14 protein-coding genes and 3 tRNA genes are annotated in these 17,206 nt (G+C 41.3%); 11 read left to right on the top strand and 6 right to left on the bottom strand.

The genetic code is table 11. The features are described 5' to 3' along the window. Nucleotides 1–105: 105 nt before the first annotated feature. Complete coding sequence (gene radA, locus KKD20_02800; GenBank protein ID MBU4332025.1) at nucleotides 106–1,452, top strand: DNA repair protein RadA; 1,347 nt, start codon at nucleotides 106–108, stop codon at nucleotides 1,450–1,452. A gap of 3 nt (nucleotides 1,453–1,455) precedes the next feature. Here the strand turns inward: radA and recG are convergent, their stop codons facing one another. After that, the gene (recG, locus tag KKD20_02805) at nucleotides 1,456–3,702 is read right to left on the bottom strand and encodes an ATP-dependent DNA helicase RecG (GenBank protein ID MBU4332026.1); all 2,247 of its coding nucleotides are present in this window, start codon (nucleotides 3,700–3,702) and stop codon (nucleotides 1,456–1,458) included. A 16-nt stretch (nucleotides 3,703–3,718) separates the two neighbouring features. Between recG and KKD20_02810 the strand changes: the two genes are divergently transcribed. Next, a complete protein-coding gene (locus KKD20_02810) occupies nucleotides 3,719–3,859 on the top strand; it encodes a hypothetical protein (protein ID MBU4332027.1) in 141 nt (46 codons plus the stop codon). Nucleotides 3,860–3,919: 60 nt separating this feature from the next. Here KKD20_02810 and KKD20_02815 read toward each other — a convergent pair whose 3' ends face one another. From KKD20_02815 to KKD20_02825, 3 genes are all read right to left on the bottom strand, one after another. Beyond that, on the bottom strand, nucleotides 3,920–4,225 hold the full coding sequence (locus tag KKD20_02815) for a hypothetical protein (protein MBU4332028.1): 306 nt from the start codon (nucleotides 4,223–4,225) through the stop codon (nucleotides 3,920–3,922). 147 nt (nucleotides 4,226–4,372) lie between these two features. Then, nucleotides 4,373–4,448: transfer RNA gene (locus KKD20_02820), tRNA-Arg, on the bottom strand. Between the two features lie 146 nt (nucleotides 4,449–4,594). Further along, nucleotides 4,595–5,098 carry a hypothetical protein gene (locus KKD20_02825; GenBank protein MBU4332029.1) on the bottom strand — a complete coding sequence of 168 codons (504 nt, stop codon included), beginning with the start codon at nucleotides 5,096–5,098 and terminating at the stop codon, nucleotides 4,595–4,597. Nucleotides 5,099–5,228: 130 nt separating this feature from the next. Between KKD20_02825 and KKD20_02830 the strand changes: the two genes are divergently transcribed. From KKD20_02830 to KKD20_02870, 9 genes are all read left to right on the top strand, one after another. Then, nucleotides 5,229–5,318, top strand: a tRNA-Ser gene (locus tag KKD20_02830). 48 nt (nucleotides 5,319–5,366) lie between these two features. Next, nucleotides 5,367–5,456: transfer RNA gene (locus tag KKD20_02835), tRNA-Ser, on the top strand. Nucleotides 5,457–5,504: 48 nt separating this feature from the next. Further along, nucleotides 5,505–5,822: a hypothetical protein gene (locus tag KKD20_02840; GenBank protein MBU4332030.1), complete on the top strand. Its 318-nt coding sequence runs from the start codon at nucleotides 5,505–5,507 to the stop codon at nucleotides 5,820–5,822. 149 nt (nucleotides 5,823–5,971) lie between these two features. Continuing rightward, complete coding sequence (locus tag KKD20_02845; GenBank protein ID MBU4332031.1) at nucleotides 5,972–6,184, top strand: helix-turn-helix domain-containing protein; 213 nt, start codon at nucleotides 5,972–5,974, stop codon at nucleotides 6,182–6,184. A 4-nt stretch (nucleotides 6,185–6,188) separates the two neighbouring features. After that, nucleotides 6,189–8,162: a site-specific DNA-methyltransferase gene (locus KKD20_02850; protein MBU4332032.1), complete on the top strand. Its 1,974-nt coding sequence runs from the start codon at nucleotides 6,189–6,191 to the stop codon at nucleotides 8,160–8,162. A gap of 4 nt (nucleotides 8,163–8,166) precedes the next feature. Then, nucleotides 8,167–11,055 (top strand): DEAD/DEAH box helicase family protein, encoded by a 2,889-nt coding sequence (locus tag KKD20_02855; GenBank protein ID MBU4332033.1) that lies wholly within the window; start codon nucleotides 8,167–8,169, stop codon nucleotides 11,053–11,055. Nucleotides 11,056–11,139: 84 nt separating this feature from the next. Next, nucleotides 11,140–11,553: a sensor histidine kinase gene (locus KKD20_02860; protein MBU4332034.1), complete on the top strand. Its 414-nt coding sequence runs from the start codon at nucleotides 11,140–11,142 to the stop codon at nucleotides 11,551–11,553. Between the two features lie 87 nt (nucleotides 11,554–11,640). Next, nucleotides 11,641–12,525, top strand: a complete 885-nt coding sequence (locus tag KKD20_02865) for an SdiA-regulated domain-containing protein (GenBank protein ID MBU4332035.1) — start codon at nucleotides 11,641–11,643, stop codon at nucleotides 12,523–12,525. A 27-nt stretch (nucleotides 12,526–12,552) separates the two neighbouring features. After that, a complete protein-coding gene (locus tag KKD20_02870; GenBank protein ID MBU4332036.1) occupies nucleotides 12,553–13,065 on the top strand; it encodes a lamin tail domain-containing protein in 513 nt (170 codons plus the stop codon). Nucleotides 13,066–13,191: 126 nt separating this feature from the next. On the opposite strand, the gene KKD20_02875 is transcribed toward KKD20_02870, so the two are convergent. Both KKD20_02875 and KKD20_02880 read right to left on the bottom strand, forming a co-directional pair. Next, nucleotides 13,192–13,971 carry a hypothetical protein gene (locus tag KKD20_02875; protein MBU4332037.1) on the bottom strand — a complete coding sequence of 260 codons (780 nt, stop codon included), beginning with the start codon at nucleotides 13,969–13,971 and terminating at the stop codon, nucleotides 13,192–13,194. A gap of 496 nt (nucleotides 13,972–14,467) precedes the next feature. Then, entirely contained in the window at nucleotides 14,468–17,134 is a 2,667-nt protein-coding gene (locus KKD20_02880; GenBank protein MBU4332038.1) for an ATP-dependent Clp protease ATP-binding subunit, read from the bottom strand. Nucleotides 17,135–17,206: the final 72 nt, after the last annotated feature.

Raw genomic sequence — 17,206 nt, forward strand, 5'->3', positions numbered from 1 at the left:
AACAATGAGTTTATTAACCTTATTAACTTTATTAACAATTTATTAACCCGTCATAAAGCTAAACCGTCTGGACTCCCAGACCTTTTTTTGTTAAACTTGATTAATATGGCTATCAAATCAAACACAATCTATGAGTGCTCCAAATGCGGGGCTCAATATCCCAAATGGCAGGGGCGATGCAGTGAGTGCGGCGCTTGGAGCACAATCGGAGAGTCGGTGGCTGCGGTGATCAGCGAACAAGCCGTTTTGGCTAAGCCGGCTCAAGTAGTAGATTTCTCACAGGTGGAGGCCAAAGACGTTGAACGGATTACTACGGGCATTAATGAATTTGACCGAGTGCTTGGCGGAGGCATTGTGCCGGGCAGTTTAGTTTTGCTTGGGGGTGAGCCGGGCATTGGCAAATCAACCCTTGTTTTACAAGTTATTTCTCGTTTGCTTGAAGGTGAGATTTCTGCCTTGCCGGCAGGCGGGCGTGAATCTCGCCTTCAGAATGTGGTGTATGTTTCTGGCGAAGAATCAGCCGAACAAATAAAATTGCGGTTTGATCGTCTTGGGCTCAAAGCGAAAAATCTAAAATTTTTAAATGAAACAGAGATTGAGATTGTTTGCGCTACGATTAGAAAAGAAAAGCCTCAAGTAGCCATTATTGATTCCATTCAAACAATGTATTCCGGTGAACTGCCTTCAGAGTCCGGCAGCGTTAATCAAATTCGTGCTTGCACGGCTAAATTAATGAAAGTAGCCAAGGAAAATAAAATTTCAATTTTTGTCATTGGCCACGTTACTAAAGAGGGAGTGGTGGCCGGACCTAAAACTTTAGAGCATCTGGTGGACACGGTATTATATTTAGAAGGCGACCGGTATCATGATTTGCGGATTTTGCGCACTGTAAAAAATCGTTTTGGCCCCACTAACGAAATCGGGGTTTTTGAGATGACTTCTCAAGGCTTAGCAGAAGTGAAAAACCCTAGTCAAATATTCATAGACAAAGCTAAGCCCGCGCGTCCGGGCGTAGCAACCACTTGTGTGATTGAGGGGAGCCGCCCCTTTTTAATAGAAGTTCAAGCATTAGTAAGCAAGACCGCCTTTGGCTATCCCCAGAGAAAAGCCTCGGGTTTTGGCCTGAATCGTTTGCAACTGTTTTTAGCGGTTTTAGAAAAGAGATATGGTTATCGGTTTGGGGATCAAGATGTTTTTATTAATGTTTCCGGAGGCTTAAAAATAAAAGAGCCAGCTTGCGATCTGGCGGTTTGTATCGCTTTAATTTCTGCCCTGAAAAATACAACCATAAAATCAGGCACAGTTATTTTTGGAGAGGTCAGCCTTTCGGGCGAAGTGCGTAAAGCTAGCCAGCAAGAAAGGCGCGTGAGCGAGGCCAAGGGTCTGGGGTATGATAATGTAGTGAGTGATGTTGATGATATCAGCAAGGCGGCTGTTGCCGCCTTAAGTTAGAGGCTATTCCAAGTGCACTGATTGTTCAAAATTTTCAACTTTTTCTTTAAGCCCCGGATATTGCAAAAGCTCCGGGTTTTTTTTAATAATTTTTTCTGCTTGTTCGCGGGCTTGTTTGATAATATCGTAATCAGTTAACTTAGCAATTTTTAAACTGGAAAGGAATCCCGATTGATTGGTGCCGTAGATTTCTCCGGGTCCGCGGATTTCCAAATCTTTTTCCGCCAGCTCAAAACCATTTTTGGCCTGAATAAGCGCATCTAACCGTTTTTTTGTTTTTAAGGAAGCGGATTCTGTAAATAAAAAACAATATGATTGATGATCGCTTCTGCCAACCCGGCCGCGAAATTGGTGGAGCTGGGCCAGGCCAAAACGGTCAGCGCCTTCAATCATCATTACTGTGGCATTAGGCACATCAATCCCCACCTCAATTACGGAAGTGGCTACCAGAATGTCAAGTTTTCCTTTCCAAAAATCTTGACGAATTTGCTCTTTTTCTTTGGTTTTAAGTTTACCGTGCAAAAGTCCGACGCGCAGGTGAGGAAAAATTTGCTTATCTATTTTTTCATGCTCGGCTGTTGCCGCTTTAACTCCAAGCTTATCAGATTCCTCAATCAGCGGACATATCACAAACACTTGCCGGCTGGCTTTGATTTGTTCCTGGATAAAATCATAAGCCTTTTGCCTATTAGTTGGGTCCACAATTTTAGTGGTAATGGGCTTGCGGCCAGTTGGCATTTGGTCAATCACTGAAAGGTCAAGGTCGCCGTAAAGCGTCAGGGCGAGAGAGCGGGGGATGGGCGTGGCGGTCATTGAGAGGAAGTGGGGGGTTATTGAAGTCTGATGGGATTGATTTTGTTGGGGTGGGATTTTATTACCTGAAGATTTTAATTCATTGTTCGATTGTTCTATTGTTCGATTGTTAAGGTCTGATTGTTGTTTTAACTTCTTGCGTTGCTCTACGCCAAAGCGGTGTTGTTCATCAACGATAACTAGATCCAGTTTTTCAAATTTTACATCCTCTTGGATTAAGGCATGAGTGCCGATTATGAAATCTGACTTCAATAAGCCATCTTTCTTTTTTACGCTCTTTTCCGTTCTTGTGTAAATATCAACTTTAATTCGTTTATCATTCTTTCTTGCCTTATCCATTCTTCCGACTTCATTTTGTCCCACTTCATTATTTTTGGAATTTGGAATTTGGAATTTATTTGTATCTTGTATCTTGTTAATTATTGTTTCTTGTTTTAGAATTTTTTTAATGTTCTCATAATGCTGTTTAGCTAAAATCTCTGTGGGCGCCATAAGGATTGTCTGAAACCCGCTCCAGATTACATTAAGCGCGGCAATCACGGCTACCATGGTTTTACCGCTGCCAACTTCGCCTTCCAGCAAGCGATTCATTGGAGTATTTTTTTCTAAATCCTTAATAATTTCCCAGGCGGCTTTTCGTTGGGCATCTGTAAGTTTGAATGGCAAAGAATCAACAAATTTTTTAGTTTTTTCTTTGTGAAACTGGATGGCAGATGCTTTTAATTTTTGGAGCTCTTGTCTGGTGCGCTCGCTTTGAAGTTGGATTAAAAAGAGTTCGTCAAATTTGAGCCGGGTCTGAGCTTTTTTAAGCATGGCTTGAGAGGCCGGGAAGTGGATTTGTGAAAGAGCCTGGGATAGGTCTATAAGTTGTAATTCTTTTTTTGTTTCAGCTGGCAGAAAATCAGCCACCTGCTTAGTGAGCGGCAATGCGGTTTTTGTTAAAAAGCGAATTTGCTTTTGGGTGAGATGTTCCGTAACCGAATAAATCGGCACCAGTCTTGCTGTGTGTGTTGTTTCTTTTTTCCAGGCTTCAATTTTTTCATACGAAGGATTTATGAACTGAATGCCCCAGTTATCATAATCAACTTTGCCGGCAATATAGACTTGGTCGCCGGGTTTTAGAACTTTAGTGAGGTAAGCTTGGTTAAACCAAATAACTTTGATTTGTTCGGATTCGTCAGCCACAATTGCTTCGGTAATAATTTTTCTTTTGACAGGGCTGCGTTTATTTTGGATGATTTCAATCCTGCCTTTGATGGTGGCGGTTTGCTCGGGCTGAAGCTCGGCAATGGGTAAAATTTTACTAAAATCATCATAGCGAAAAGGGTAGTAAAATAATAAATCCCGGGCAGTTTCAAGGCCGAGTTTTTTGAGACGAGAGGCAGTTGTTTTGCCCACGCGAGTGAGCTCGCTGACTGGGGTGGTTAGAGATAGCATAATTTTAGTTGTTGTTGTGAGCAAGGCCGCAACTTTGTCATTGCAAGGCGGGCAAAGGAGCGACCAAAGCAATCCCATCTTCAACGTTGTCAATGACATTGATTGTTATGTCGTCCGCAATGACAGGAATGATTATAGTTTAGCAGAAATTTTGTAATAAAAAAAGAGCGAAGGGACCAAGCCCAACGCTCTAGTTTTTAAAAGATCGAGATTTTCTTCATGAGATGTGGACTGTGGTCAGCTGGCCATCTTTTTTTTGAACAATGACATCGCCGGTGAAAATGTACCCCGCTTTTTCGGGATAGAATTTTCGTTTACCCTCCAGGCCGCTAAGATAGATAAAGAAACCCTCTTCATCTTGGCGTAACGGGACCGCCTCTCCCTTATGTTCCTCATATTCATATAATTCAATTTCTTCATCCACTTGTTCTACAGCGCAAACCCCTCTAAAGAAACCCTGCTGAGACAACTCTCTAACAATTTCCGATTCAGCAGGACCTCTCATATTGCCTAAATACGCCATGGTAATGCCCTCCTTTTGTTTTGGGGTTGATGCGGTGGTGAGACATCTTTCTCCTAAGTGTTATTCTAATACTATATTATTTTGAAAATAACACAAGTGGATAATTTTTTATGCTTGATGCCAACATTTTTAATGCCAAATAATAACTGGCGTGCCTGGCAGGATTTGAACCTGCGACCCCCAGCTCCGCAAGCTGATGCTCTATCCCCTGAGCTACAGGCACATAAGTTAAGATACAAGGATGCAAGACACAAGTTACAAAAAAATTTCAAGAAACAAATCTCAAATTTCAAGCAGCCCAGTTTATATCTTGAAATTTGTAATTTGGAATTTTTTTGTATCCTTGTTTTTTGTATCTTGGATCCTTGTTTATAATTTCAACCGTCGACTCAAAACATCAGCGAACGGTTCCTCTTCTTTAGTTAAATCTTCATCAAGAAAGTCCAAAAGAACCTTTCGCACATCAAGGGGGTTTTGTTTTTCTAGGGGAATTCGTAAGTCCGGTTTAACAGAAGACTTAAATGAGATATAAAGATTTTTTACTTCTGGCGGTTCGTAAATAAGCCAGAAATTTTTGAGCGATTTGTAATTATAAAATTTTTCACCAATTTGCAGGCCGTCTTCAGTGACTTCAAGGCGAATATCTAGCGGCTGGCGTCGGGAGTGCAGATACATAATTACAGCGCTCATAATAATAATGATAGCGAAAAGAAGATTGAGCGTGAAAAAACAGTAAACCAAGAGGCCGGCCATCACCAAGCCAATCCAAAAATACCAACTCTTGCTTCGTTCATATTGAGTGAATTCTGGAAAATTCCAAGAGAGCAAGATTTTGCCGTGAGGAGACTTTTTTGTTTGTTCTTGATTTGGCATAGGAGGGGTGTATAAGTTATTGGTTATAGGTTATTTAGTTATGGCTTATGGTTACAGTATAGCTTAAAATCAGCATAAAGGCAAATCCGTGATTGACAAGGGACGGTTTTAGGGTTATTATGTATAAAGTGGAGAGGTGCCTGAGTGGTTGAAAGGGGCACCCTGCTAAGGTGTTAGCCGCGCAAGTGGCTCGTGGGTTCGAATCCCACCCTCTCCGCCACACGAAGCTCTGCATTAGCAGAGCGAAGTGTGGCGATTTTAAGATAATGGAGAGGTGGCAGAGTGGTCGAATGCGACAGTCTTGAAAACTGTTGGGCCTTCACGGGTCTCGTGGGTTCGAATCCCACCCTCTCCGCCATGCCGAAGCCCGAAGGGCATAGGGTGGCGAAAAGGGACGCTCAGCGTCTTGCCAACTCAAAACAAACGTGGCGACCCGGTAACAAAACGCTCCAACAAAATTGGCGCGTTTTTTTGTCTCAATTTACTCTTGGCACGAAAAATACAAGCAGGAAAAATTCCCTGCCTGCCGGTAAAGCTGACACAGCTAAGCAAAAGTTCAGCCTATCTCTGTGTAGGCAGGCTTTCCCTCAACCCTCATTTTTACCCGTCCGTAGTTTTAACGAAGGATGGCCTTTTTGCTTTTTTGTTTCAACGCTCGCAGGGCGGGCGCGGCGGCTTTAGAGAAAGAGAAAAAAAAGAGTCGCCCTTGCCTGCCCGCTCATAGCGTCGCGAAGGCGGGACCCAGCCAATCCATTCGCGGGCAACGCTAAGAACCCCCTTTATTTTTGTTGCCAGAAATTAAAATATTTGGTATCATAGCAATAGATTACCGAAGATACATCGCTATTACTTTAATTATAGTAATATATTACAATGAAGTCAAACAATAAATCCATAATAGCGGAAAATATAAAGAAATACCGTAACAAGTTAGGTGTTTCCCAAGATCGGCTCTCAAAATTAGCCGATGTGACCTATAACACGATTATTAAAATTGAGTCTGGCGCAAATAAAAATCCGACAATAGAAACTTTGTCTAAAATTGCCAAAGCTCTTAGTGTTGGCGTTGATGATTTAATAAAGTAAAATTATGAACAATAACGGCATACATCGTAAAAAGGATTCGGCGCGGATTGTCTGGGACTCAAAGCCCCACCGCGCGCCGAACCCCAAAGACATTGAATTTCAAACCGCGGAGGTGGTGCTTCCTAATCCCGAGACTGCCGGGCAGTTGCCGATGTCTTTCCGCGATAATCTTCTCGGCGAAGAAGAACTGGACAAGCAGAAAATGAACCGCCTTATTTGGGGCGACAATCTGCTGGCGATGCAAGCGCTTTTGAATCAGGGCTATGAGGGCAAAATAAATCTTATCTACATTGACCCGCCGTTTGATTCTAAAGCGGACTATTCGCATAAAATAAAACTCCCCGCCTCCGCAAATGCTACGGCGGGCAAGGGCGATTTCGAATTTACAAAAGAGCCGAGCGTAATTGAACGGCTCGCCTACAAGGACACTTGGGCCGGCGGCACGGACAGCTATTTGGATATGCTCTACCCGCGCCTGCAACTGATGAAGCGCCTTCTCGCGCCGGACGGTTCAATTTATGTGCATCTTGATTGGCATATCGGGCATTATGTAAAAGTGATGATGGATGAGATTTTTGGGAAAGATAATTTTATAAATGAGGTTGTTTGGAAAAAATATTCTGGGGTAAAGAATCAGGCTAGTCAAAAATTTACCACCCAAACTGACAGTATATTTCTGTATTCAAAAACGGATAAACACATTTTCAATCAACTATACCGAGAAATGACTGAAGGGTATATTAAAGGCGAGTATAAATATACCGACGAAACAGGCAGGAAATATGCACTTTTGCGAGGCCGAGGATACCAACAGTCAGGGCAAAATAAACGAAAATATTTAGATGAAGCAAAAGGTGCGCCCATAACAAGTTTGTGGGACGATGATGATTTGCAATTAAATACATCCAGCGCGGAACGTACCGATTATGATACTCAAAAGCCAATTTCTTTACTCGAAAGAATAATAAAAACATCAACCGATGAGAATAATCTTGTCGCAGATTTTTTCATTGGTTCCGGCACCACTCTTGCTGTTGCCGAAAAACTCAACCGCCGATGGATTGGATGCGAACTTGGCAAAGTTGGTATACAGGTTGCGCGCGGGCGGCTTGTTGAGCAAAAATCAAAACCATTTCTGATTGAAAATATCGGCAACTATCAGCGCGAGATGATTTATCTTGGCGGGGCGCGGATTTACGAAATGCAGAAAATCATTTTGAAACTATACGGCGCAGAGCCAATGGCAAACCGCAAGGATTTGGGCGTAAGAAAAACCGAAGATGGAACATTGGAACTGGTTTATTGCGGCTATCCGGACAGAGCAGTCGCGGCGCATAAGATTGAGGATTTGGCGATGGAAGCGCAGACACTTGACGGCGCGGGATATAAACGGCTCGTAGTGTTGGCGTGGGATTATGAATATAATTTTGACGAATTACTCTCGGCGCGCGTTAAAGCTGCAGGCAAGGATATAAAAACGGAAATTGTCAGTCGCCAAATCCCGCCAGACATTTATGAGTATTTGAAACAGGCAAAATCCGAACAAGACATTGAACGGCTCTCGGACAAAGTGAAGTTTTTGGAAAAGCCGTATTTGAAATTAAAAAAGCCGGAGGTGAAAGGCAATTCGGTCGCCATTGGCATTGAAAAGTATGTGCTATACGATTTTCCGCTCGGAAACGGGAAGAAAGCAGATGAAGATCGCGAGGAATTGATGCGCCTTGTTAAAGATAATTTTGCTATATTGATTGACTATTGGGCCGTGGATTGGGATTACGACGGACTCACTTTCAAAAGCCAATGGCAAGATTTGCGCGGTTTGGGACGAAAGACAAAAGTGGTGACGACGAAAAAAGAGCATACCTATCCCTCGACTGCGCTCGGGACAGGCGAAAAAGCGGGAAAACATACTATTGCTGTGCGCGTAGTGGATATTTTCGGCAACGACGCAACAGCAACGATTGATATTAAGACATAATTATATGGCAAAGAAAATCAAAAATAATCCGCTCAACGAATTGCCGCTTGCCGCCGCGCTTGAGGGTGAAGTCCGCGCTTGGGCGGATCAGGGCTGGCAGGGCGTAACGCAAACTACCTACGAACTTTTGGCGTATTGGTTTAATCGCGGGGAAGAAACTGATGAAAAATTTCACGATTGCCAGCGCCGAGCAGTAGAGACGATTATTTACTGCCACGAGGTTTTGGGTATTGAGACGCTGAAGCAGGCATTTGAAAAATTTGCTCCCGAAGCGCTGGCGGCAAGCGCGGCTCTTTCGGAAGAAGTAGAGAGTCTGCCATTTGCGAAATACTGCCTCAAGATGGCAACTGGAACCGGCAAGACCTGGGTTTTGGCCGCGCTTTTGGTGTGGCAATATTTCAATGCATTGAATAACGAACGGCCGGGCAAACTTGCCCGCCGTAGCCTCGGCGCAGGCGGGTACTCCGCGCATTTTTTGCTTGTCGCGCCTGGACATGAAGTATTGAACCGATTGCTGGATATGTTTTTGGGTAAGCACGACCCGAAAACCGGCAACCGCGATAAATCAAAATCGGATTTTGAACGGCCGCTTTTTATGCCCGAAGGCGAGCGTTTTCGCAATCGTTTCCACTTGCAGATTTTGGAACCAGCGGATATTCGGCCAAATTTTACACCGCCGGACGAGCCGTTTGCGTATATTACAAATTGGCAGCAGTTTCGTTTGAACGAATCCAGCAATTTATGGGACCAACTAACTGGCGCTGATGTGGAGGAACAACCGCGCGGCGAGATTATTGCCGATTTCCTCTCCGAGTATTCGGATTTGATAATTTTTAATGACGAAGCGCACCATGTCCACGGGGCTAAAACCGCCAAGGGCGAGGAATTAGTGTGGCGAAAATTTCTAACCGTTTTGTATAGCCGAATGGCGGAAAAACGCGGCGGCGAGAAAGGCGCATTTTTACAAATTGATTTTTCCGCCACCCCTTTTTACGGAAGCGCGGAGAAAAAAGAGTATTTCCCCCATATTGTTTATGATTTTAATTTGGTGGAAGCAATGAAGGCAATGCTCGTCAAGCAGATATTTTTGGAAGAACGGCAGTCGCTTGCTGGCGCTGGATTGAAAGCGCTTAAACCAACGGCCGAAAGAGAGCAACCGGACGATGACCACACGCGCGGGAAAATTGTTGGTTTATCCGAAGAACAAAAACTACTTTTGGATATCGGCAGAAAGAAATTAGAGCAAATCGCTGTTGAGTTTCGCAGAAAAGAATTGGATAAAAAACCTGTGCTTTTCGTGTTGGCAGAAAATACCGAAGTTGCGGATTTGGTGGCAGAGCATTTGGCGAATTTAACCGACGAGCGCGGCAGAAACTATCGTAATCAGATTCTCGTGATACATTCCAAAGTGAAAAAGGGCGGCGGGACAGAACTAACCGATAAAGAATGGGAGGAATATCGGCTGCCGCTTGAGACATTAGATGAACCGGAAGAAATAAATCCCGTTAGAGTGGTGGTAAGCGTTTTGATGTTGCGCGAGGGTTTTGATACTCAAAATGTCGCGGTTATTGTTGTTTTAAGAAGCGAAAATATGGTTAATTTGCTTTTGGAGCAAATCGTTGGTCGCGGTGTTCGGCTGATGTTTCCAAAATATAAATATCCAGAACTTGCGGATTTGAAGCGAGAAGCGCGGGAGGATGTGATAAATAAGCGTGTGCCCAAAAACTCTTTTGATTTTCTGTTTGTTGTTGAACACCCAGAATTCAGAAAGTTTTACGAAGAACTACAGAAACAAGGATACGCGATCGGTATCGGCGATTCTTCGGGCACGGGAACAACCGGGGATTTGGTTTTGTCGGAAGCTACGCCGGAGAGAATTAAAAAATATGACCTCTCTTGGCCGATACAAGTGTATGAGCAATCGCCCAAATTTGATTTTTCCGCTATAGATATTTCAAAACTGCCAAAATATTCAATCCCGTTTGAAACACTTAAAAAACAACTTTCCCAAATCGCCGTTACTGAAACGAACGCCGAGACCGGAGGAAAAATCAAAACATGGAAACTAGATAACAAGTATTTCGATTATGCCCATTTCTTACGCCAAGCAACGATGGCGGTAGCTTCCGAGCGTGGCGCGCATATTCTCACGAGCAAAATGGCGGATATTACCGGAATTATTGATGAGTATGTGAGTAAATACATATTCGGTGGCGAAATCGATTTTCAAAAATCAGAAAATTATACGGTTCTCAATTATGCGCCACTTTTTGATTTCGTCGTTGGGAGCGTCAAAAGGATTTTGCTTGACGGACTCGGCGCGATTCAATACGAAGTAAAGGCGGGGAAAGTCGGCAGGTTAAACGATGTAAAAAAGATATATGTGCGCGAGTCGCTCTCTGTTCCTGTGGAGCGTTGTATTTATCCGCTTTCCGCATATTCACGATTAGGAGAAGGTTTTGAGAAAAAATTTATGGAAGAAACTTTGGACAAGTCCGCCGAGGTAGAGGCGTTTGGTAAAATTCAGCAGAGAAAACATCCGCTTAATATTTCCTATCGTGATAAAGACGGGATCAAGCGCGACTATTTTCCAGATTTTATTATCAAGACGAAAGATAAAATGTATATTGTGGAAACAAAAGCTGAAGATGAAATACAGAAAGCGGAAGGCAGCGAAAAAAACTTGATCGTTTTGAAGGCGCGCGCGGCGGTGAGTTGGTGCAAAACGGCAAGCCAAGTAGCGTTGCCAGACCAGCCGCAAGATTGGGAATATTTTATGCTTTCCGAAAAAACATTCAACGAAAACCGACAACTGGGTTTTGACTCGTTGGCAGGATTGGGGAGATTAGATTTGGAACGACTTTTGTTGAGTGAGGCAGGGAAATTGTTTTAGGCGGCGCGCCAGCTTTGCGGGCGCTCTTGGTGTTACTCTTGATGATTTAATCTAAGCAAACTAACTGGCAATCAAATAAAATCAATGAAACCTTACGCAAAAAGTAAAGAAGTTGTTCTTGAAAAAAGCGTTAAAGGTGAACTCTATATAAACGGAAGTAAAGCTAACCTCAAACGCCTACTAATCAATCTTATTCATAACGCCATTGATTACAACAAGCCGCGAGGAAAAGCGACAGTGTCTTTGCGGGCAAGTGGAAATCAAATTGAATTAAAAATTGTGGACACAGGCATTGGCATTAAAAAAGAGGATTTAAAAAATATTTTTGACCGTTTTTATAAAGCAGATCAAGCGAGAATTAAGCAATCAGGCGGAGCCGGACTTGGCCTTTCCATTGTAAAGGAAATTGTTGAATTACATAATGGAACAATCGAAATAAAAAGCGAAACAAATGTGGGCACTGAAATTACTGTTATGCTGCCGTTGGTTTATTCATAGAATCTTCATTTTAATATTTTATACTAAAAACAAAGTTGATTTTTTTATTTGAAAAAAATTTTATAAAAGATCGCAAAGTAAGAATATATGCTAAAACAACTGACTAAATCAAAGAGAGTGTTAATTTTAATCATAATTTTTGCTGTTTTATTTTTGTCTTATTTTGGATACACAAAAATATATCAAAAAAGAAATATTCTAACTCTGCCAAGCACTTTGCACGAAATTTCCGGCATATCATATTTTGATAAAAATATAATTATTTGCGAGCAGGATGAGCTGGGCGATATATTTTTTTATGACTTGAAGAAAAAGGAGATTATTAACAGGATTAATGTTGCCTCGCCGGGGGACCTTGAAGACATCACACTAGCGAATAATGATTTTTACCTACTCCGTAGTGATGGTCTGTTATACGAACTCACAAATTATCCGTCGAAGCCTACAACTACTTTATATAATTTAGACCTTGGAGCAAATAATAGCGAGGGGCTGACCTTTGATAGAAAAATTAATAGTTTGCTCATTTCAACCAAAAGCAATGTTGGCAACACTAAAACTGAAAAAAAATCTAACAAAGATGAACGTTGGATTTATGCCTTTGATTTAGCCACTAAAAAGTTAAAGGAAAATCCGTTTTTGATTGTCAATGTCAATGATATTATAAGTTTTATGCAGAATTCAAGCAGGGATATAGCCACTAATAATAAAGGCAAAATTAAAATTCATTTTAGACCATCAGGCCTCGAGGTTAATCCAGAATCTGGCAATATTTATATCCTCTCCAGCATTGATAATTTACTGGCAATTTTTGACCGTCAAGGTAAAGTTTTGTCAATTGAACAATTAGACCCGGACATATTCAATCAGCCGGAAGGGATCACCTTTGACAGCAATGGGGATTTGTTGATTTCCAATGAGGGCGGTAAGGGCGAGCCAAGTTTAGTCAGGCTGAAACCAAAGGAATTTTAAAATATTTTTATACCTATCTAAAAATTTATGAGAATAATAAGCGGGGCCATTTTTCTATTTTTAGGATTATTTTTTATAACCGGTTGCAGCCAAAATCGTCCTAATAAACTATATATAAATGAGTTTATGGCCAGCAATAGTTCATTTTCTACAGATGAATTCAACGAGAATGACGATTGGATTGAAATTTATAACCCGAATTCTCATCCAGTTGATATTGGAGGAATGTATATTTCAGATAGCAAAAATAATCTAACAAAACAGCAAATTCCTACAACTGCATCTGAGCTAACCACAATTGAACCCAATAATTTTTTGGTTCTTTGGGCTGATGGGCAAACCGAACAAGGTGCTTTGCATCTTGGCATAAAACTTTCTAATTTGGGAGAGGATTTGATTTTAACGGCGCCAAATGGCTTTATTGTTGATTCTTATAATTACAATTCTCAAAAGGCAAATGTTTCTATGGGACGCAAACCTGATGGCAGTAATAATTGGGTGACTTTTGAAACACCTACGCCCAGTGCTTCAAATAATTGATTTTTCCATTACGGTATTTTTTATTTTTCACGATTATGTTGACAATATCGTGAAAACCGGATTTTCGTCAAAAAAATACCGCCAGTTTAAAAAACTTCTAAAACTTTTCAAACTCTTCAAACATTTTCAATCCCTTGCCAAACAAAATACCCAAACCTCTTTCACTCCAGCTATTTTCAAAGCTTTCGCCGCCGCATTAGTAGTTGCTCCGGTAGTCAACACATCATCAATCAGGACAACAGTCCTGTTTTTTATTTGTATGTCATTATTCAATTCGGCCGCATCGTCATTCGTAGCATTTGCCTGCCCGCCATCAAGTTCGCTCGCAGGCGAAGTTGGGCGGGTAGATTCGGATATAATTCGCCTGCCCTGCTCTCGAGAGCCTCCCTTCGGTCTTGAGCTCAGGGTCGAAAGACGACCCTCATGGAGAGGAGCGGAGTCGAAGGGTAGATTCGGATTAGTATTAATTTCAAAGGCGTTTTTTATATTGGCTTCCCGGTCCTTGCTTTTTAGCTTCATCTGGGCGCTGGTATATCTTTTACGAATTAAAACATTAGCGGCCACTGGCCAGCCAAGGTATTTTCCCAATCCACGGGCCAAAATTTCAGCTTGATTAAAACCCCGTTCGCGCAGGCGTTTGGAGTGAAGAGGAACAGGGATGAGGAGAGGCGTATTGTTTTTGGAATATGACGCGAACAAAAATCCCGGCGCCATTTTCAGGAGCATCAAATTATACGGACTCAAGCCTTTTTTTAAAATTGATTTTGGCAGGATATGATTTTGAAGTTGTTTTAAAAATTTTGCCATCAACCAAGCCAGGGGTGGACCTAAACCAGTAATAAATTTGTATTTAAAAACATGAATCGCTTGTTGGATTAAATCGTCTTCATAAGAAGCAGCGCACATAGCGCCGTTAATATAGGTTTTACCCAAGCACTCTTTATGGGTTTTGCCAAAAATCGTTGGTTTGCCGCAGACTATACAGGGAAAATCGGTTTTCGTGGTGATTGCCATTAAACAATCATTACAAAGCCAAAAGCCTTGTTTGCCGCAGCCCAGACATTCAATCGGGAACAGGCAGTCCATCGAGGATTTTATTATCCATTTAATTACATTCATGATTAACGATTTAAAAAAAGTTAGCCGAAGCTAACTTTTAAATTTATCATTTGCCATTTTTCATTTATCATTTTTGGTGATTGATTAATAGGGTTGTTAATAAAGTTAATAGAGTTAATAATTCAATTTTTTTATCAATTTTATTAACTATTATATTAACCTTATTAACAACATATTAATTCCATCAGATGATAAATGATAATATGCCAAATGGATAAATTTTTTGAGTACCCAGTCAGAGCAGTCAAGACTGCCTAACCACTGTCAAAACAGCGTCGAAATATTAATCTTTCTCCAACACCAGCTTCTTCCCTTTATAATCCACCTTGACTATATCACCTTTGTTAAACTCATCCTTAAGCAATTTTTCGGCCAAAGGATTTTCAATTAAATCCGAGACGGTTTTTCTGATAGCCCGGGCGCCTTGGTCCGGGCTAAAACTATATTGGGCAATAAATTTTTTAGCCGAAGTTGAAATATTGATGCCCAAATGGCGCTCGGTTAATTTTTCGGCCAGGTCATTTATTTGGAGCTCAACAATTTTTTGCAAGTCAGAGAGTCCGAGCGGTTTAAAAAAGATGGTTTTATCAATGCGGTTTAAAAATTCTAGATTAAATTTTTTCTTGAGTTCGGTTGAGATTTTTTCTTTAAGATTTTCAAAATCAACAGTTTCTTGGGAGCCAACCGAGGAAAACCCAATGGCTTGTTGGCGATTAAATTCGTTCAAGCCGACATTGGAAGTCATAACAATAATAGTGTTTTTGAAATTTATTTCTTTACCCGTGGCATCAGTCAAGCGGCCATCTTCTAAAATTTGTAAGAGCAAGTTATGAATTTCAGGATGAGCTTTTTCAATTTCATCAAAAAGAATAAGAGAATAAGGCTTGTTTTTTACAGCCTCGGTTAATTTGCCGCTTTCGCGATAACCTACATAACCAGCCGGCGCGCCAATGAGTTTGGAGATACTAAAGCCTTCGGCAAATTCGGACATGTCAAACCTGATCAGAGCATGCGGGTCGTCAAAAACCGTTCTTGCCAAAGTCAAAGCTAATTCGGTTTTACCGACACCAGAGGGCCCCAAGAATATAAAAGAACCTAAAGGCCTTTTAGGGTCAGCCAGGCCAATAAGATGTTTGCGGATGGAGCTTGAGACCTGGGAAATAGCTTCGGTCTGGCCAATAATTTTCTTTTTTAATTCTTTTTCTAATGATATAAATTTTTGTTTGTCGCCCAAGGAAAGAACACTAAGCGGCAGGTTGGTAATTTGAGCGACTATTTTAACGACATTTTTTTCGGTGATTTTGCCGATCATTTTTGTCTGGCTTTTTTTGATTTTTTCTTTAAGTTCAAGAATACCTCGGGTGATTTCGTTTTCCCTTTTTTTAAAGAAGAGCGCTTGGTCAAAATTTTCTTCTTTAATAGCCAACTGCTTGTTTTCTATCAATTTCTTTTTAATATCTTCAAATTTGGCAAGTTTTTTTAATAGAGGATCAGCCCCGGATTTAACTTTGACTTGGGAGGAGGCTTCATCAAGCAGGTCAAGGGCTTTGTCGGGAAAGAACTTATTTTTAATATAACGTTCACTCAAATGGACCGCGCTTTCAATGGCTTCGTTAGTAATGTGTACCCGGTGGTATTTTTCGTAATTTTTTTTGACCCCGCCCAAAAGCTCAATGGTTTCTTCAATTGAGGGTTCGTTCACAAAAATAGTTTGAAACCTTCGCTCCAAAGCAGAGTCTAGTTCAATAAATTTTTTGTATTCAGCCGGAGTGGTGGCGCCGATTAAGCGAATTTCACCTTTGGATAAAGCGGGTTTTAAGAGGTTGGCGGCATCAAGGGTGCCACTGCTGGAGCCAGCGCCAACGATATTGTGGACCTCATCAATAAACAGAATAATTTGGGGATTAGCTTTGACTTCTTCAATAACCTGTTTAAGTCGATTCTCAAATTCACCGCGATAGATTGAGCCGGCTAAGAGTAGGCCCATATCTAGGGTAATAATTTTTTTGCGGGCCAAGATCGCGGGCACTTCGCCTTGGGTAATTTTTTTTGCCAGGCCTTCAACAATCGCTGTCTTCCCAACGCCGGGGTCGCCAATGAGCAAGGGATTATTTTTAGTCCGGCGGGCTAAAATATTAATCAAGCGGTCAACTTCTTGCTCCCGGCCGATTAAAGGGTCAATATTTTGTTGAATTTTTTCATCAGTTAAATCGCAGGAAAAGAATTTTAGAATTGAGCGATCAGGCACAGCTTCGGGTTCTTTGGCCGCTACATTTTGTCCGGCGCTTGATTTTGAAAAAGGGTCGGTTATTTCGGAAAACTTAGAAGTGGTTTCAAGAATATTTTTTAAGTGGCGCGTTAATTGGCTGGGAGCAATGTTGCTTTTTGATAGTATCTGGCTAACAAAATCATCATTTAATTCTAAAACTCCAAAAAGCAGGTGCTCGGTACCAATATATTTATGTTTAAAAGAAGCGGCACAGCTAATTGCTTTTTGGATAATTTTTTTTAAGTGCGGTGATAATTTGATATCAATCAATTTTGTCGCCTTTTCGTTTTTTTTGTTGATTTCCGTTGAGTTGAATTCAAATAAAGGATTTTTAATGATGGTGGTTAACCTATCATCAGGGCAGTGATTTTTTCGATCTAAAGCTGACGATTGCTGTGCCGGGCGATTATTATTTTTGGGCGGAGCCAGCTCCTGATTGATAATTTTTTTAAAATTTTCGTCCAAACCATTTTTTTCCAGAATTACTTGTTTGATACTAGTGAGTTTAATTCCTGTTTTCTCCAGAATCTTGGCGCTTAAACTGCCTTTTTGCTCAATCAAGGAAATTAAAACATGCACAGGCTCAACTGTTGAGCCGTTTAGTCTGTTAGCTAAAAATTGAGCTCGAGAAAGAGTTCGGAGAGAGTTGGTAGTGAAAATTTGGAGGATAGGGTTTGTCATGGCTTTTAAAAATACAAGAATAAACTGCTATATTGTTCTATTGTCCGATTGTTCTATTGTTTAACTGTCAAC

This window comes from Patescibacteria group bacterium (genome assembly GCA_018896645.1).
GTDB lineage: Bacteria > Patescibacteriota > Patescibacteriia > UBA2591 > JABMQE01 > JAHIMF01.

What these genes read in the sequence shown, in the direction of transcription:
- radA (MBU4332025.1), top strand. Translation starts at nt 106, where the DNA reads ATGGCTATCAAATCAAACACAATCTATGAGTGCTCCAAATGCGGGGCT.
- recG (MBU4332026.1), bottom strand. Translation starts at nt 3,702, where the DNA reads ATGCTATCTCTAACCACCCCAGTCAGCGAGCTCACTCGCGTGGGCAAA.
- KKD20_02815 (MBU4332028.1), bottom strand. Translation starts at nt 4,225, where the DNA reads ATGGCGTATTTAGGCAATATGAGAGGTCCTGCTGAATCGGAAATTGTT.
- KKD20_02825 (MBU4332029.1), bottom strand. Translation starts at nt 5,098, where the DNA reads ATGCCAAATCAAGAACAAACAAAAAAGTCTCCTCACGGCAAAATCTTG.
- KKD20_02845 (MBU4332031.1), top strand. Translation starts at nt 5,972, where the DNA reads ATGAAGTCAAACAATAAATCCATAATAGCGGAAAATATAAAGAAATAC.
- KKD20_02850 (MBU4332032.1), top strand. Translation starts at nt 6,189, where the DNA reads ATGAACAATAACGGCATACATCGTAAAAAGGATTCGGCGCGGATTGTC.
- KKD20_02855 (MBU4332033.1), top strand. Translation starts at nt 8,167, where the DNA reads ATGGCAAAGAAAATCAAAAATAATCCGCTCAACGAATTGCCGCTTGCC.
- KKD20_02860 (MBU4332034.1), top strand. Translation starts at nt 11,140, where the DNA reads ATGAAACCTTACGCAAAAAGTAAAGAAGTTGTTCTTGAAAAAAGCGTT.
- KKD20_02865 (MBU4332035.1), top strand. Translation starts at nt 11,641, where the DNA reads ATGCTAAAACAACTGACTAAATCAAAGAGAGTGTTAATTTTAATCATA.
- KKD20_02870 (MBU4332036.1), top strand. Translation starts at nt 12,553, where the DNA reads ATGAGAATAATAAGCGGGGCCATTTTTCTATTTTTAGGATTATTTTTT.
- KKD20_02875 (MBU4332037.1), bottom strand. Translation starts at nt 13,971, where the DNA reads ATGTGCGCTGCTTCTTATGAAGACGATTTAATCCAACAAGCGATTCAT.
- KKD20_02880 (MBU4332038.1), bottom strand. Translation starts at nt 17,134, where the DNA reads ATGACAAACCCTATCCTCCAAATTTTCACTACCAACTCTCTCCGAACT.